Genomic DNA, 14,958 nt, shown 5'->3' on the forward strand with positions numbered 1-14,958 from the left:
GATAATGTGAATATGGCTGGAGGCGGATATAAAATGGCAACAAATACCTGTAACAAAATGCTGTTGAAAAACGTCCCTTACTATGACCGTCCACGTGAACGACTGCTTCGCGAAGGAGCGGTCCATCTGTCTGATACTGAACTTCTTGCCATTTTACTGCGGACAGGCAGGGAACAAGAGACGGCTCATCAGCTGGCTCAGCGCTTGTTAGCCAGGTTTGGAGACCTGCGTGGTTTAGCCCAAGCCTCTCATGCTGAGTTAACAGAGCTAAAAGGAATTGGTCCAGTCAAAGCGATTGAATTACATGCTGCGTTTGAGCTTGGGCGTAGATTGATGGGAGTGCCTCGAGAGTATAGGGCTTCTATCCGTTTACCACGGGACGTAGCTGATTTGATGTCGCCAGAGCTTGCTCATTTGACACAGGAACATTTTGTCTGTCTCTTTCTGAATACCAAGAACCATGTGATTGGCAAGCAGACGATTTTTGTAGGCAGTCTGGACGCTTCCATCGTACACCCGAGAGAAGTCTTTAAAGAAGCGATCCGTCGTAGCAGCGCATCGGTGATATGCCTACATAACCATCCGAGCGGTGATCCGACACCTAGCAGGGAAGACATCGCGATTACGCATACATTGCGTGACGCTGGTGAACTGGTGGGGATTTCATTGTTGGATCATGTTATTATCGGGGAAGGCAAGTACGTTAGTCTCAAAGAGCAAGGGTACTTGTAACATGTTTTTACGTGCAAGATTTATCATCGATACGTTTAGGAATTCTTGTGCGCATGAAACCTTCCACAAAAACGCGGTCGCTCTATCTTGGAGAGGCCTCGATAGAGGTTCTCTTATGCTTGTCATTTGGATAAATATTTGGAAGGAGTTTTTTTATGTTTGGTGGATTTACACGTGACTTGGGGATTGACCTCGGCACTGCCAATACACTTGTTTTTGTGAAGGGTAAAGGAATTGTGGTGCGTGAACCTTCTGTTGTAGCGATTCGTACTAATAACAATTCCATTGAAGCAGTAGGGAATGCTGCGAAAAGTATGATCGGTCGTACGCCGGGTAATATCGTAGCGGTTCGCCCTATGAAAGACGGGGTTATCGCTGACTTTGATACAACTGCGACAATGATGCGCTATTTCATCAATCAAGCTCAAAAAAATCAAGGGCTGTTTACGCGTCGTCCAAACGTAATGGTCTGTGTACCTTCGGGAATTACTGCGGTGGAAAAGCGTGCAGTCGAAGACGCTACAAAGCAGGCTGGGGCGAAGGAAGCCTATACGATTGAGGAGCCGTTTGCAGCAGCGATCGGTGCAGACCTGCCAGTGTGGGAACCGACTGGAAGTATGGTCGTAGATATTGGTGGTGGTACGACAGAAGTCGCTATCATTTCTCTCGGGGGGATTGTTACATCCCGCTCCATTCGTGTGGCCGGGGATGAGATGGACGAGGCGATTATTCAGTACATCAAGCGCCGTTACAACTTGATGATCGGGGAACGGACAGCAGAAACATTGAAGCTGGAGATCGGCTCTGCGATTGCTCCTGATGAGGTCGAAAACGTTGACATTCGCGGTCGTGACCTTGTAACCGGATTGCCAAAAACGCTCTCGGTAAGCAGCACAGAGATTGCCGAAGCATTGGCGGAAACCATTTCTGCTATAGTGGAATCGGTTAAGGTAACACTCGAAAAAAGCCCGCCTGAGCTTGCGGCGGACATCATGGATCGTGGAATTGTACTCACAGGCGGCGGTGCGCTCTTGCGTAACATGGATCGCCTGTTAAGTAAGGAAACGGGTATGCCCGTGCATGTCGCAGAAAACGCACTGGATTGCGTAGCGATTGGAACAGGTCGTGCATTGGAGAACATTCACCTGTTCAAATCCAAGCAAGGCATCACCTCTTCCCGACTAAAACGGGGTAAATAAACGGAGGGTAGGGCATGTCGTTTTTCGGGAATAAGCGGCTTATCATTGTACTTGTAGGCTTGGTCCTGCTTATCTCCGTCGTGGGCTTCACTTCTCGTGAACGGGTTAGCCTGACCTGGCCAGAAATGTTCTTCAAAGATACCTTCAGCGTGGTGCAGGGCTTTTTCTATCGCCCTGCCCAGGCTGTTTCTGGCTTTTTTCAGGAAATTGAAGACGCCTACGGCGTATATGAAGAAAACAAGGCACTCAAGGCTAGTTTGGATCAATATGCCCGTCTAAGTGCCGAATTGCACACACTCAAGGCAGATAATGAGCGCCTTCGAGAAATGGTGGGGGCAAAAGATTCACTCAAATCTTACAGGCTTCATTTTGCAGAAGTCGTAGCAAGAAACCCTGATACCTGGAACAACGTTGTTACCATCGACCAAGGTTTGAAAAGTGGCATCAAAAAGGATATGGCGGTCATCACTGCCAAAGGAATGATTGGGCGCGTACAGAGTGTTGCTAACTTTTCATCTACAGTTGAATTGTTGACGAGCTATGAACGGCGGGACCATATTTCTGCGGGGATTTTGACGCAGGAACTGGTCGGAGGCAAGCCAGTATACCGTCAGATTAGTGGTGTCATCGAGGAATACGATCCGCAAAAGAGATTACTCGTCATGCGTAAAATCCCTTGGGGACAGGCCATTAAAAAAGATCAGCAAGTTATTTCGTCAGGTTTGGGAGGCGTCGTACCTCCTAATTTGCCGATCGGCTATATTGTTCGCGTAGAGCCAGATGATTACGGCTTGACTCAAACCGCCTACATCCAGCCAAGCGCTGATTTTTCACAATTGAATGAAGTCATGGTTGTGGAACGAGATTTTACAATCGCTCCCAATGGCGAATTGATCCCGCAACAGCCAGCCGGCCAGACACAAACGCAGACAACTGTGCCTCCGGCTCCACCTGCTAGCGGGGGTGGTCAGTAATGGCGCGATTTTTATTGACGCTGGGCGTCGTGGTCATGTTTGTACTGGAAGGAACTGTGATGCAAGTATTTTCACCTGGTACTGGGGGTCTGTCTTGGATGATAGTCCCCCGGTTTGCGCTTGTCTGCTGTATCTTTATTTCGATGTATCTCGGCAGGCGCGAGGGATTGTATTACGGGATCGCCTTCGGATTTTTACAAGATGTCTTGTTTGGGCAACTAATTGGAATCTATACCATGTCCATGATGGTGGCCAGCTACTTTGCAGGGATGATCGTTCTTTTGTTCCAGAGAGGATTCGGGATGGTTTTCATTACCAGCTTCCTGATTTTGTTCGGACATGAGTGGCTTTTGTATTCCTTGTTCCGCTTGTTTTCCGCTGCCCCCTTCGATGTTCAATGGATTTTGACACATCAAATTTTGCCTAGTGTGCTGTTTAATCTCGCTTTTGGCTTACTGGTATACTTTCCGATCAAGAATGTATGCAACAAGATTCTGGCGAAAAAGGAAATGCACATGCAGTAAGGGCAAAGGAGAGGAGAGTTCGTGGAAGAAGTCAAAGAACCGAAATCAGACATACCTATTCGGCTCAATATATTGTTTGTGATTGTATTTTTGTTCTTCGCTGCCATTATTTTACGGCTAGCCTTTGTGCAGTTGGTGGAAGGCGAACAGTACAAGCATGAATTGGAAAAGTTTAGTATTCGTGAACTGCCGATTTCTGCTCCTCGAGGCCGTATCTTGGATAAAAATGGCGAAGTACTCGTTTCGAATAAGCCAGTGTATACCGTTCAATACGTTGAAGAACAAGGGCAGGACATTGATGAAGAGAAAGTCGCGGATCGTCTGGCAAAAATCCTCATTCCCGATGGCGGCAAAATTGGTACGGATAAGGAACTGTTAAAGAAGACGATTGAACTGAGATCAACTTTGCCTGTTGCTTTCAATGCGCAAGAAACAAACGATCTCAAGGCAAAGGTTTCGGCGAAGTTAAAAGCCGTTCCGAAAGTAGAGACCGTCGATCAGATGTCGGACTTTGAGCTGGTAAAAACTGCGGTGTATCTCGGGATGCGCGTTCGTTCTCCTTTTGATGACAAGGATCGAGCAGACCTTATTAAGAAACTGAATGCTGCCAAACCGGCTACACCCGCTATTACGGAAGCGAACACTACGGACTTCGAGCTGTTAAAAATGGCGATAAACGCCAATATGACCCTCACTCTCAAATTGGACAAGGAAGATCGCAATGACCTCGCCAAAAAAGTGAAGGATCAGATCGGAGTTTTGCCAACCCCTGACGGCTTAGCAGAAAAGTCCGACATGGATTTGCTGCGCTATGCCTCGCTGTTCGACATGGATATCAAACTGCCGTTGACAGAGCAGCAACGCCAATTTCAATGGCACAAGCTCTCTTTGTTGCAGGAGATGCGTTCACCGCAGATGGCTAGCTACATTCCGAGACGTGTCAAGGTCAACATCACGGAGCAGGAAATGTTCCAAATCGAGGAACGACGTACCGAACTGCCGGGAATAAGTGTGGAGCTGGAGCCTGTTCGCCAAATTTTCGAAGATCCGGATGGTTCGGCATTTGGTACTCACTTTCTCGGGTACATCAATGCCATTCGTCCTGAGAGCTTGAAAGAATATCAGGCACAAGGCTACAACGCTATCGACCGTGTCGGTGTTACCGGTCTGGAGAGCTCCTATGAACGTTATTTGCGCGGCAAAAACGGGATTATGGAAGTACACGTGAACAAAAATTCAGAGACGGTAGAGAAGCAGATGCGTCAAGCCCCCGAGCCAGGAAACGATCTCGTTTTGGCTATGGACTGGCGTTATCAAAGTAAGGTAGAGGCCATCTTGAAAGAAGAGGTTGAAGCATTCAAGAAGCGCCCTTCTACGCCAAAAGAATTTAAAGACGCGCACGTATTGGTGATGAATCCAAATACGGGAGAAATATTGGCGATGGCGAGTTATCCAGATTACGATTTGAATCTGTATTACGACCGTAAGAAATTCAACGAGAATTACGCCTCGCTTATTTTACCGAATGAATCAAACCGATTCATTTATACGCCGTATCCACCTGCTTCTACCTACAAGCCACTGTCTGTCATGATTGCGCTTCAGGAGGGGCTGACTACACCGAACGAAGTCATCTATGACCGAGGCGGCTTGAAAGTCGGTAACACGTATAAACGCAACTGGAAGGCAAGTGGTCATGGCCCTGTTAACGCTCGTCGTGCCTTGCAGGTGTCGAACAATACGTATATGTACGAAATGGCGATTCGCTTAGCAAGAAAAGGGAAAGATGGCTGGGAGAAGCAGTTCTCTGTCTATGATTACTACAATGCCCAGTTTGGTCTTGGTGTGAAAACAGGTGTGGATCTACCGAATGAACATACCGGTTGGGAAAACCAGAACCTTTACTACGGAAACTTGGCGGACGTGATGATTGGTCAATACGATCTGTTCACGCCGATGCAGCTGGGGCAATACGTATCGACCATTGCGAATGGAGGATATCGGGTACGCCCACATCTTGTAAAAGAAATTCGTAAAGGAACTACCGACCCGAAGAAACCAGGACAAACGCTCTCAGTTATTGAACCACAAGTGCTCAACCGGGTTGATATCGATCCGAAGTATATCCAGGTGGTAAGAGAAGGGATGCGGATGGTTACTCAGCCAGGTGGTACCGTTCAACGTTTCAATGGGTTACCTTTCACAGTGGCAGCCAAGTCTGGTACGGCACAAACGTCGCAGCCAGCGGAAAATGCACTGGTTGTCGGCTTTGCGCCTTATGAAAATCCCCAACTGGTCTTCGTCGTTATTGCGCCGAACAGTTTGAGAGACGGTACATCCAGTTCTGATGCGACTGGTCCGATCTCGCGTCGATTGCTCGAAGCCTACAATGAACTGAATCCTGGTGTCCTTACTGGTGGGGTTCCGAAGCCAAATCCACCGTCCGCGAAGTAACCGCAATGGTTGTCCAGGGCAATCAAGCCCAAGAGAATAATGGAGTCAAGCCCTTGCAAACTGCCACCATCTGACCCGATTCGGCAATTTTTTCATACAGAGCAGGAAAAATCTTTCTGCATGGCGAATGGTATCGGTCGAGGTGAAACCGGTGACGACTGTGAAAAGCAAGGTCACGATCAAAGGGACTAAAGAGGGGCTCGTCTTCTTTATGGATGATACCTGTTCCTTCGACGAACTGCTGGCCGATATGCGTGAAAAAATAGAGCATAGCCACCAACAGATTTTGTCGGGGCCACTCATTCGGGTATCTATAAAATTGGGGAAACGATACTGCTCACCCGAGCAACAAGAGCAGTTGACTCAAATTATTCGAACGAAGGGCAACCTGGTGATCCATACAATCGAATCTGATTTGATCACGCGGGAAGAAGCTATGGCTGAACGCCTGAAAACCCATTTTTCCATACAGGTAAATACGGTACGCTCTGGGCAAGTACTGGAGTTTGACGGTGATTTGCTCTTATTGGGAGATGTCAATCCCGGGGGGACGGTTCGCAGTACAGGAAGCATCTACGTGCTGGGTCATCTCAGAGGGTACGCGCACGCAGGTATTTCCGGTGACTCACAGGTAATTATTGCGGCTGCAGTCATGAGTCCTACCCAGTTGCGGATTGCAGATGTGATCAGCAAACCGGGTGAGGAATGGACGAATAATTCCGGAGGCACAGAATTTGCCTATCTGGAAAATGAGATCATGCTGGTAGCGAAAATGAACTACTTGTCGCGAATCCGCCCTGATTTGGGTGAGAAAAAGCGTGAGGGTTGAGGGGAAGAGGAGGAACGGACGTGGGGATTGGAATTGTCGTAACTTCCGGTAAAGGCGGCGTGGGTAAGACGACCACTTCCGCCAATTTGGGAACGGCGCTCGCATTGTTGGGACAAAAAGTTTGCATGGTAGATACCGATATTGGCCTGCGCAATCTGGATGTAGTCATGGGACTTGAGAACCGAATTATTTATGATCTGGTAGATGTTGCAGAAGGCGCATGCCGACTGCCGCAAGCTCTGATCAAAGACAAGCGGTTTGACAATCTGGCATTACTCCCGGCTGCTCAGACCAAGGACAAATCAGCAGTAACTCCTGAGCAGATGGAGGAAATCATTACGCAGTTGAAGCGGGAATATGATTATGTCATCATCGATTGCCCTGCGGGTATTGAGCAAGGCTTCCGCAATGCAGTGGCAGGGGCTGATCAAGCAATCGTCGTGACTACACCTGAAAAAGCCGCTGTGCGTGATGCTGATAGGATTATTGGCCTATTAGAGCGAGAAAAAATCGGAATGCCGAAGCTGGTTATTAATCGCGTTCGCTCCCATATGGTGAAAAATGGCGACATGCTGGATGTAGAAGACATTTTGGATTTGTTAGCCATTGACTTAATTGGTGTAGTGCCGGATGATGATCATATCATTAAATCCGCGAACCAAGGTGAGCCGGCTGTAATGAATCACGAATCGCGTGCTTCCATCGCGTATCGGAATGTTGCTCGTCGCCTTTTGGGTGAAGCTGTTCCATTACAACCATTGGAAGAAAAAGCGGGCGTGTTCCACAAAATGCGTAAATTCTTTGGATTAAAATAGGTAATACTTGGCTCCCTTCTTTTATAGAGGGGAGTCACGTTTTCTAGGAGGAAACGGATGGACCTGGAAAAACGTCATTTAAAAACAATTGACTGGACCATCATTTTGATTTTGGCAGGGCTGGGTGTCTTCAGCTATTTGGGGATTTCCGGTTCTGCGGCAGGTGTAGATAAGGCGCATCAGCAGGTCCTTTGGTATGTCATCGGATTTATTGTACTAGGTGTGACATTGCTATTTGACTATCGTCTATTCCACAACATGGCTTATGTCTTATATGCACTCGGTCTGATTCTTTTGATCGGGGTATTTCAAACGAAGCCCATTAACAATACGACGAGCTGGTATGACCTTGGTCCTGTTTTGTTTCAGCCTTCTGAACCGATGAAGCTGTTCACGATCATAACGGTGGCCCGCTTCTTGTCCAAGAGGGCAACGGATCCGGATCGGTTTTACTATTTTTATAAGCTGATTCCGGTAATGGCTCTGGTAGGTGTACCATTGCTTTTAATTTTGATTCAGCCCGATTTGGGTACGGCCATGGTTTATACGGGTATGCTTGCCACTATGCTCATCGTTGGTGGTATACGGATGAAACATGTATTGTATGTGGGCGGGCTGGCTGGCAGTTTTTTTGCCGCCATGACGCTGTTGTATCAATACAAGCAGGATATCTTTTTCAAGATTATCAAGCCGTATCAATGGGATCGGATCGTCTTTTGGATGAACCCGGATCTTGAACCAATGGGACGAGGGTTCCAGCTTAAGCAAGCATTGATTGCCATCGGTTCAGGGCAATTGTTCGGAAAAGGGATTGATACGCCGACGCAAGCGAGCTTTGGATGGGTGCCGGTAGGAGAAAGTGATTTTATCTTTACCGTCATTGCAGAGAAGCTGGGCTTTGTCGGAGCGGGCTTGCTGATGATTCTGTTTTTCGTCTTGATTTACCGAATGATCCGCATCGCGATGGAGGCAAAAGATCCGTTCGGCTCTTACGTTGTCGCGGGTGTCGTAGGGATGCTTACCTTCCAGATCTTCGAGAACATCGGGATGACGATTCAATTGATGCCGATTACGGGTATTCCGCTCCCATTTATTAGCTACGGAGGGAGCTCACTCGTAACCAACTTCCTGATCATCGGTGTGGTTCTCAATATTGGGATGCGTAAGGATAAGTTGCGTTTTGATTAAAGGAGTTTGTTCAAAAGTCTTCAGGTTCTCGCCACTTTCTCGGTGCTGAATAGAAGACTTTTTGAGCACTCATGAAATGCGTGACAAATGCAAATACTTATGCTAAAATCATCCTAAGTTAACCATTTTTACAAGTTATAGTGTTTGATTGATTGGTATGGAGTCGTACGTATTGTGAGTGACGTCACCAATTGTCAATCGCAATTCGTATGACTTTTTTTCCTTGACGCAAAAGGCTTATCTGTAAAAAAGAGGTTAACGCTACACTCTTTCGCCTCGTGGGGCGTAATGTTCAGGGAGGTTTTGTTTCATGCAACAAGGTATCGTAAAATGGTTTAACGCAGAAAAAGGATACGGCTTCATCCAAGTTGAGGGTGGCGACGACGTATTCGTACACTACAGCGCAATCCAGTCAGAAGGTTTCAAATCTCTTGACGAAGGTCAAAAGGTTGAGTTCGAAATCGTTCAAGGTAGCCGTGGACCACAAGCTGCTAGCGTAACTAAACTGTAAAATTGACAGATTCAAAGGCAGTCTCTCAATGGGGAGACTGTCTTTTTTGCGTGTTTTCAACCGATAAGCTGGGGCGTTGGAGAGGGCCAGGTCGTCATAAAGCAGGTAGACAAGTCATAGGATGATACTAAAGGCTTGGCCTGCGGAGGGATGGACATGTTTGAAAGAGTAGATCGTGTAAAAGAAAGACGGAGGGAGCGTTTGGAAAGAATCCGAACACAGTCACGAGACAGCTATACTCCCTACGTCGATGATTGGAAAGATCCCATCGAAGAAACGCCAAACCCATTCAGTTACTCGCCGCGCGAGAATGATATCATGGACCAGCCACCGTCCCATGAAAAGTGGGGCGTGCAAATTTTAGCATCTGTCTTATTGATTGGTACTGCTTATGTTTTGTTTCAAACTACGCTGATCCCTGCCTCTTGGAAAAGCTCAGCGAGGGAAGTCATGACACGGGACTTTAATTTTTCAGGAGTAGCGGACTGGTATGAAGCGAGATTTGGTCCGATTCCAACGATGCTTCCATCGATACCTACCAATCCCCCTGCCGTGCCAGCCACGAGCACAACAAAGGACACAAATGCTGTGTGGAAGCTCCCCAGTAGCTGGAAAGTCGTAAAATCCTATGATCCAGAGAGTGCAAATGTGATCCTGCATACGGGAATGAACGATCAAATCACAATCGGAGAAGCTGGCTGGGTCGCGTTTGTCGGTGAAAAGCCTGATTATGGGACGACAGTGATTGTTCGTCTGACCCAAGGACGGGAAATATGGTTGGGAAATCTCGATAGCATAGGGGTGACGAAGGACGAGGTCCTTACACCTGGTCAAGTCATTGGAACCGCACGAGTAATGGACCAGACATCCCGTCATCTGTATCTAGGAGCGAAAGTGAATGAGCAATTTGTCAATCCCCTGGAAGTGATACCGTTTGAATAGGGGAGGCTGGCTTGACATTAGGTTTCGCATTCACCTGCTATTTTGGGCGGTGATTGGCTTGTCCGTGGTGACAGGCCATTTTTTGGAGGTCATTACCTTGTTTGTCATCGTGCTGATCCATGAATTGGGGCATGTAGCGATGGCGCGTGAGCTCGGATGGACCGTAAAGGAAGTACAGCTTCTGCCTTTTGGTGGAGTAGCGACGATGGAAGACTCGTACGCCACGGACCCTATGGATGAGATTGTCGTGGCACTTGCTGGGCCCTTCTTGAATATGGTGATGATGGCTGCTTCGTACTTATTTTGGTTTATGGGGATATGGACGGAAGAGTGGGCCCGCTTTTTCTTGGTTAGTAATTTGACGATTGCGCTGTTTAACTTGTTGCCAATCTGGCCGTTGGATGGCGGGAGAATCTTGTTGGCTGTTCTATGCTGGTTTATGTCGTATAGGCAGGCGACGATGATATCAATGACGGGGAGTACGCTGTTTGCGGGCATCATGGTGGGGATGTCCAGCTTGGAGTTGAAGTACAACTTAGCAGTGATCGGGATTTATTTATTGACGTTGAACATTCAGGCATTTATGCGATTTCCTTATCAATTTTTTCGTTTTCTTGTGGAAAAATACGACCGGCAGCAAGAGGAAGCTGCCGTTCAAGCGATACGCGTGCATCCTGAGGAGACGGTACTGGCTGTCTCACACAAGCTGCGGCGGGGATGCTCCCATCTTTTCTACGTGCAAGGGGCGGGTCTTTTGGCAGAAGAACAGCTATTGCATGCCCTTCTGTTTGAGCAAAAGCACGACGCCGCAGTGGGCAAGCTCCTATAGCTTTTAGTCCTTAGTCAGCAGGAGCGACCCATTCCATCAGCCAGCAATCACGCATGCTTCCTTCGTGCCATTCGTGCAGAGGAAGCTCTTTTACTTTTCGAAAGCCACATTTTTCGTAGCAACGCAAAGCTCGTTCATTCCAGGCTTGCGGGTCAATCGCTACTTTTTGTGCTCGTTTTTCCGTGTGGAGATAGTGGAGGATGGCTGTAACGAGCTGAGTGCCGATACCGCGATTCCAGTAAGCAGGCTCTCCGATGAACTGGTCCATGCCGTAAACGATATCGTCTTTTGCATACCCATTCAGTTGTTTTTCCGGGGGATCGAGCGGATAAAATTGCGCATAACCAATCGGTTTGTCCGCGTACAAGATCAGGCATCGAGTTTCACCGTCTTCTTCCGGAAAAAAGCTTTGCTGTACGAGCTTCTCGTCATGTGGCCGATCACGACCTTCATAATAGGCCAAAACGCGCTCGTCAGAAAGCCATTTGACTAAGTGAGTAGAATCATTGGGGGATAAGGCTCTTATTTTTAAATCACCCGTATGAATCATGGATTATCTCCTTTACCTTGACTTGGCAGCTATGTTAGATTACTTCCTATGAGCCCAGTTATCCTTCTTTTGGGCAATGTTTGCACGGGGAATAAGGAGTGAAGGCAGTGAAGCAAGTAGCGATCAGTGCACAAGGTGGCAGCATCCACATCGCATTTATGGAAGACGGGAAATTGCAGGAATGGCGTACACAGGATGTGGGAGCACACGCAGGCGTTGGTGACATTTATCAAGGACGGGTCGCGGATGTAAAGCCAGGTATCCAATCCGCCTTTGTTGATATTGGTACAGGTCAGAATGCTTATTTGTATGTAGATGACACGGTCGGTGTGGAATCGGGTGGAGCAGCGAAACCAAGTATTGCGGAACGTGTTCACGTAGGGCAAAAGGTATTGGTTCAAGTGAGTAAAGAAGCGATGGAAATGAAGGCGCCAAAAATCACGATGCGGATCAGCTTGCAGGGGCGTTATCTGGTATACCTTCCGACTGAAGATAGCATATCGCTTTCGCGTAAAATAACTGATGATACCAAACGAAAACGACTGCATCAGGTGATCTCTTCGACAGTAGCGCAAGGAGAAGGCTGTATTCTGCGCACGGAAGCAGCGGAAGCAGAAGAACAGACACTCATTAGCGAACTGGTCTATTTGCGTAATCGCTGGCAGGACATGCTGCGAGCAGCGGAGGGACTGCGCTCGAGCGGGCGGATTTTTCAGGATGCAGAGTTGATCGAGGCGGCGCTCCGAGATGGCTTGGCAAATGGAATGGATGAGGTGTTGGTAGAAGGTGCGGCGACTCATCAGCAGGTAAAAGCGGCGTTGGCAGCTTTTGCTCCGGAAGTACAAGAGAAGCTTCGCTGGTATCAGGGCAAACAGCCGCTCTTTGATTTCCTGGGTGTCGAGACGGAGCTGATTCGTGCTCGTGATCGACATGTGCCGCTCAAGAGTGGAGGGTTTTTGGTCATCGACAGGACTGAAGCGATGACGGTCATCGATGTCAATACCGGTTCATTCACAGGTGGGGGAGGGCAACAGCGGGAGCAGGCAGTGACGGCGACCAATCTGGAGGCGGTAACTGAAGTTGCCCGACAGCTGCGGTTGAGAGATATCGGTGGAATTGTGATCATTGATTTCATCGACATGAAAGAGCAGAGCAATAAGGAGCGCGTGATCTCGCGTTTGAAACAAGAGCTGACGAAGGACCCTGTGCCTTCTACTGTTCTCGGGATGACGTCGCTTGGATTAGTCGAGATGACACGAAAAAGAGTGCGTGCGAGCCTGACGGAGCGGCTGACGGAGCCATGTGAGGCTTGCAAGGGCCGAGGGAGAGTTTGGCGAGTAGACGAGCTGTTCCGGCGCTTGTACGCCGAAGTCACCGCATTGGCAAAGAGCCAAGATGCGGAGGCAGTTCTCGTGGATCTGCCGCCAAGATTGTTGGACATGATAGAGGAGTGGGAAAAAGCAGAAGCAGTTGCATGGCCTGTACATGTCTATAAGCGGCTTATCCCTTCTATGAACCCGGACGAGTTTCGCATTGGATACGTCGGAAATCGGGAAGAGGCGGAACGGTTACAATCGAAATAACTTGACTGGGCTATTATAGCTATGATAACCTAATGGTTGTCATGCAGATATGCCTCGTGCATACTGTAACCGCACGAATCAGGTACATAAGCCGTCGCTCGTCGACGCACCTGTAAAGGCGAGTCTGAGTATAGGAGGTGCACACAGTGTACGCAATTATCGAAACCGGTGGAAAGCAATACAAAGTTGAAGAGGGAGCAGTTCTCTTCATCGAGAAATTGGCTGGCAACGAAGGAGACGTTGTTACTTTTGACAAAGTTCTCTTCGTAAGCAAAGACGGCAAAGTTACTGCAGGAGCTCCTACAGTAGCTGGTGCAACGGTAACTGGTAAAGTAGAAAAACACGGTAAATCTGCAAAGATTATCGTGTACAAATACAAAGCCAAGAAAAACTACCGTCGCAAGCAAGGTCACCGTCAACCATTCACCAAAGTTGTGATCGAGAAGATCAACGCTTAATTGGTGACTTGTTATGATTGAAGTGATCGTGAGCCGTGCGCAGCACGGTATCCATGAAATTAGTATTTCCGGACATGCCAATGCGGGTGCCTATGGGGCAGACATCGTTTGTTCTGCTGTATCAGGCATCAGCTTTGGTATATTAAACGCCATCCAACCTTTGACCGGCATCACTCCTGATGTCGCTGTCGCACAAGAAGGCGGTGGGTTCTTGAAGTGGAGTCTGTCTTCTTCGGATGATGAGGCTACACGCGAGAAACAACAGCTTTTGGCAGAGAGCATGGTTATTGCTCTTTTGTCAGTTGAGGCGAATTACGGTAAATACGTAAAAGTAAATGATCGTAAATGGCAGGGAGGTGTCTGATATGAACATGCTGTTTAACTTGGACCTTCAGTTTTTCGCATCGAAAAAAGGGGTAGGTTCCACAAAGAACGGTCGCGATTCCATTTCCAAACGTCTGGGCGTGAAACGTGGCGACGGGCAATTCGTTACTGCTGGTAACATTCTCGTTCGTCAACGCGGAACAAAGATTTACCCAGGTGCGAACGTAATGAAAGGCGGAGACGACACTCTGTTTGCAACTGCAGATGGTGTTGTTCGTTTCAAGCGTCTGGGCCGTGATCGCAAACAAGTTGTGATCGAGCCAGTTGCTTCCGAAGCGTAAATATTTGTTAAGAAAAACCCAGCGATATAGCTGGGTTTTCTTTTTGTCCGGCTCTTTTTTATGGTACAATAGATGGGAAAGATATTCTTATCGACTTGGGTGAATGTGATGGGGGACGAGCGGAGGCTGTTTACGCATCAGACAGACCAACTGCTGACCGTTCTGAACAGGCAGCGGCATGACTGGTTGAACCACGTTCAGGTTCTGCTCGGCTATTTGCATTTGAACCGTACTGAACAAGGAGAGGCCCATTTGAAGCGCATCGCACAGATGGCGATGCAGGAATCGATGGTTGCCCGATTGAATAGCTCCTTGTTGTCCGTCTTCTTCTTGACATTTAACGCACTGAACAATGAATTGCTTTTAGAAGTAGACGTGTGCAATCATGTGGATCTCACGCGAGTAGTTTTGGACGAGCAAGACTTGTTTCAGTTGGTGTCAGAGATATTATGCACAGTGAACGATCATGTAGACCAGAGCGGGTACGAAGCAGCCAGCATGCAGGTAAGCTTGCAGATGGATGAGCGTGGCGTTCATTTTCGTTTTGACCTGGCCGGTGTACTTCGTGCATCCGGAATGGAAGAATTGGAAAAGCTGATACGTAAAAGCGAACAGAGTACGGTGGAGGTCACCGAGTGGATACATACGGAAGAAGAATGGGTCCTGAATTTGGTGGTTCCATTCGCGGAATGAAAGAGGTGACAC

General features: G+C 48.0%; 17 protein-coding genes and 1 other annotated feature. Of the genes, 16 read left to right on the plus strand and 1 reads right to left on the minus strand.

The window, feature by feature from the left end; translation table 11 throughout:
• Positions 1 to 33: 33 nt before the first annotated feature.
• The 11 genes from radC to AB432_RS09700 all read left to right on the plus strand — a co-directional run bounded on the left by radC (position 34) and on the right by AB432_RS09700 (position 10,997).
• Positions 34 to 732 carry a RadC family protein gene (gene radC / locus AB432_RS09650; protein WP_012685551.1) on the plus strand — a complete coding sequence of 233 codons (699 nt, stop codon included), beginning with the start codon at positions 34 to 36 and terminating at the stop codon, positions 730 to 732.
• Positions 733 to 887: 155 nt separating this feature from the next.
• Complete coding sequence (locus AB432_RS09655; protein WP_016739188.1) at positions 888 to 1,931, plus strand: rod shape-determining protein; 1,044 nt, start codon at positions 888 to 890, stop codon at positions 1,929 to 1,931.
• A 14-nt stretch (positions 1,932 to 1,945) separates the two neighbouring features.
• Complete coding sequence (mreC, locus tag AB432_RS09660; RefSeq protein ID WP_048032104.1) at positions 1,946 to 2,905, plus strand: rod shape-determining protein MreC; 960 nt, start codon at positions 1,946 to 1,948, stop codon at positions 2,903 to 2,905.
• The gene (gene mreD / locus AB432_RS09665) at positions 2,905 to 3,429 is read left to right on the plus strand and encodes a rod shape-determining protein MreD (RefSeq protein ID WP_048032105.1); all 525 of its coding nucleotides are present in this window, start codon (positions 2,905 to 2,907) and stop codon (positions 3,427 to 3,429) included. The genes mreC and mreD overlap by 1 nt, the downstream gene beginning before the upstream one ends.
• A gap of 21 nt (positions 3,430 to 3,450) precedes the next feature.
• On the plus strand, positions 3,451 to 5,883 hold the full coding sequence (locus AB432_RS09670; RefSeq protein ID WP_048032106.1) for a peptidoglycan D,D-transpeptidase FtsI family protein: 2,433 nt from the start codon (positions 3,451 to 3,453) through the stop codon (positions 5,881 to 5,883).
• A gap of 151 nt (positions 5,884 to 6,034) precedes the next feature.
• Positions 6,035 to 6,712: a septum site-determining protein MinC gene (gene minC, locus AB432_RS09675; protein ID WP_026042972.1), complete on the plus strand. Its 678-nt coding sequence runs from the start codon at positions 6,035 to 6,037 to the stop codon at positions 6,710 to 6,712.
• A 20-nt stretch (positions 6,713 to 6,732) separates the two neighbouring features.
• Positions 6,733 to 7,527, plus strand: a complete 795-nt coding sequence (minD, locus tag AB432_RS09680; RefSeq protein ID WP_048032107.1) for a septum site-determining protein MinD — start codon at positions 6,733 to 6,735, stop codon at positions 7,525 to 7,527.
• Positions 7,528 to 7,584: 57 nt separating this feature from the next.
• A complete protein-coding gene (rodA, locus tag AB432_RS09685; RefSeq protein ID WP_048032108.1) occupies positions 7,585 to 8,715 on the plus strand; it encodes a rod shape-determining protein RodA in 1,131 nt (376 codons plus the stop codon).
• A gap of 310 nt (positions 8,716 to 9,025) precedes the next feature.
• Positions 9,026 to 9,226 (plus strand): cold-shock protein, encoded by a 201-nt coding sequence (locus AB432_RS09690; RefSeq protein ID WP_005832370.1) that lies wholly within the window; start codon positions 9,026 to 9,028, stop codon positions 9,224 to 9,226.
• A 156-nt stretch (positions 9,227 to 9,382) separates the two neighbouring features.
• Positions 9,383 to 10,168 (plus strand): M23 family metallopeptidase, encoded by a 786-nt coding sequence (locus AB432_RS09695; protein ID WP_048032109.1) that lies wholly within the window; start codon positions 9,383 to 9,385, stop codon positions 10,166 to 10,168.
• A complete protein-coding gene (locus AB432_RS09700) occupies positions 10,161 to 10,997 on the plus strand; it encodes a M50 family metallopeptidase (RefSeq protein ID WP_048032110.1) in 837 nt (278 codons plus the stop codon). The genes AB432_RS09695 and AB432_RS09700 overlap by 8 nt, the downstream gene beginning before the upstream one ends.
• A 10-nt stretch (positions 10,998 to 11,007) precedes the next feature.
• Here the strand turns inward: AB432_RS09700 and aac(6')-35 are convergent, their stop codons facing one another.
• Positions 11,008 to 11,547 carry an aminoglycoside 6'-N-acetyltransferase AAC(6')-35 gene (gene aac(6')-35 / locus AB432_RS09705; RefSeq protein ID WP_048032111.1) on the minus strand — a complete coding sequence of 180 codons (540 nt, stop codon included), beginning with the start codon at positions 11,545 to 11,547 and terminating at the stop codon, positions 11,008 to 11,010.
• 107 nt (positions 11,548 to 11,654) lie between these two features.
• Between aac(6')-35 and AB432_RS09710 the strand changes: the two genes are divergently transcribed.
• The 5 genes from AB432_RS09710 to AB432_RS09730 all read left to right on the plus strand — a co-directional run bounded on the left by AB432_RS09710 (position 11,655) and on the right by AB432_RS09730 (position 14,946).
• The gene (locus AB432_RS09710; protein WP_048032112.1) at positions 11,655 to 13,130 is read left to right on the plus strand and encodes an Rne/Rng family ribonuclease; all 1,476 of its coding nucleotides are present in this window, start codon (positions 11,655 to 11,657) and stop codon (positions 13,128 to 13,130) included.
• A gap of 57 nt (positions 13,131 to 13,187) precedes the next feature.
• Positions 13,188 to 13,266: a sequence feature (ribosomal protein L21 leader region), on the plus strand.
• A gap of 10 nt (positions 13,267 to 13,276) precedes the next feature.
• The gene (gene rplU / locus AB432_RS09715; RefSeq protein ID WP_016739197.1) at positions 13,277 to 13,588 is read left to right on the plus strand and encodes a 50S ribosomal protein L21; all 312 of its coding nucleotides are present in this window, start codon (positions 13,277 to 13,279) and stop codon (positions 13,586 to 13,588) included.
• Positions 13,589 to 13,601: 13 nt separating this feature from the next.
• Positions 13,602 to 13,952, plus strand: a complete 351-nt coding sequence (locus AB432_RS09720; protein ID WP_048032113.1) for a ribosomal-processing cysteine protease Prp — start codon at positions 13,602 to 13,604, stop codon at positions 13,950 to 13,952.
• 7 nt (positions 13,953 to 13,959) lie between these two features.
• Positions 13,960 to 14,253, plus strand: a complete 294-nt coding sequence (gene rpmA, locus AB432_RS09725; protein ID WP_005832382.1) for a 50S ribosomal protein L27 — start codon at positions 13,960 to 13,962, stop codon at positions 14,251 to 14,253.
• Positions 14,254 to 14,325: 72 nt separating this feature from the next.
• Positions 14,326 to 14,946 carry a sporulation initiation phosphotransferase B gene (locus AB432_RS09730; RefSeq protein WP_235617652.1) on the plus strand — a complete coding sequence of 207 codons (621 nt, stop codon included), beginning with the start codon at positions 14,326 to 14,328 and terminating at the stop codon, positions 14,944 to 14,946.
• Positions 14,947 to 14,958 lie beyond the last annotated feature (12 nt).

This window comes from Brevibacillus brevis (genome assembly GCF_001039275.2).
Classification (GTDB): domain Bacteria; phylum Bacillota; class Bacilli; order Brevibacillales; family Brevibacillaceae; genus Brevibacillus; species Brevibacillus brevis_C.

Coding starts and splice junctions, on each gene's coding strand:
- AB432_RS09690 (WP_005832370.1), top strand. CDS start 9,026: ATGCAACAAGGTATCGTAAAATGGTTTAACGCAGAAAAAGGATACGGC.
- mreC (WP_048032104.1), top strand. CDS start 1,946: ATGTCGTTTTTCGGGAATAAGCGGCTTATCATTGTACTTGTAGGCTTG.
- rpmA (WP_005832382.1), top strand. CDS start 13,960: ATGCTGTTTAACTTGGACCTTCAGTTTTTCGCATCGAAAAAAGGGGTA.
- radC (WP_012685551.1), top strand. CDS start 34: ATGGCAACAAATACCTGTAACAAAATGCTGTTGAAAAACGTCCCTTAC.
- rodA (WP_048032108.1), top strand. CDS start 7,585: ATGGACCTGGAAAAACGTCATTTAAAAACAATTGACTGGACCATCATT.
- AB432_RS09695 (WP_048032109.1), top strand. CDS start 9,383: ATGTTTGAAAGAGTAGATCGTGTAAAAGAAAGACGGAGGGAGCGTTTG.
- AB432_RS09720 (WP_048032113.1), top strand. CDS start 13,602: ATGATTGAAGTGATCGTGAGCCGTGCGCAGCACGGTATCCATGAAATT.
- mreD (WP_048032105.1), top strand. CDS start 2,905: ATGGCGCGATTTTTATTGACGCTGGGCGTCGTGGTCATGTTTGTACTG.
- AB432_RS09730 (WP_235617652.1), top strand. CDS start 14,326: ATGGGAAAGATATTCTTATCGACTTGGGTGAATGTGATGGGGGACGAG.
- AB432_RS09655 (WP_016739188.1), top strand. CDS start 888: ATGTTTGGTGGATTTACACGTGACTTGGGGATTGACCTCGGCACTGCC.